Source organism: Bradyrhizobium sp. KZN70725, from assembly GCF_055264925.1.
Genome location: NZ_JBUYWT010000208.1, coordinates 1 through 507 on the forward strand (window position 1 = coordinate 1; position 507 = coordinate 507).

General features: G+C 63.3%; 1 protein-coding gene. It reads right to left on the bottom strand.

The genetic code is table 11. The annotated features are described in order from the left end of the window. Nucleotides 1-356 precede the first annotated feature (356 nt). On the bottom strand, nucleotides 357-507 hold a 151-nt coding region (locus ACZBJS_RS42745; protein ID WP_463440359.1), incomplete at its 5' end, for a DUF736 family protein.

Here is a 507-nt window from a genome sequence, read left to right on the forward strand (position 1 = left end):
CGTCAATCAACGCTTGCCAAGTCGACGGCCAGCGTCAATTATCTCCTGACTCGGCCGCCTCGTCTCATCTTGATTGACGGGCCGCTCTCATCCTGATTGTCGCGCTATAGGAGCGCGCTGCGCGCACGAATTGATTTTTCAGCGGCGCGACGCGCCGCAGTCCTCGGCCGTGCGCTAGCGCTGTTGGTGGGCTCCTCGCCCGGCCGACGACCTATAGCAGGTGAGCCCGCGGCATCCTGTTCTCATCGTTCTCCGGTTTGCAGCATGGCACTTGCGCTTTCTGCTACCTTCCAAAGCGGCGCAAGAAGCACAAAAGGCCCCGCCTCCGGAGAGGCGGGGCCGATGATTTCGAGGGCTCAGTCGCCACTGCGGCGCGACCAGATCAGGGTGAAGCCGTCGTCGCCGTCGACCTTCACCAGCGAGGCGTAGATCGGGGCCGGGAAGCTCGGATCGTCGAGCTTGACCGAGAGGTATTCGCGATCGCTGTCGCGGGCGGTCTTCTTCCAG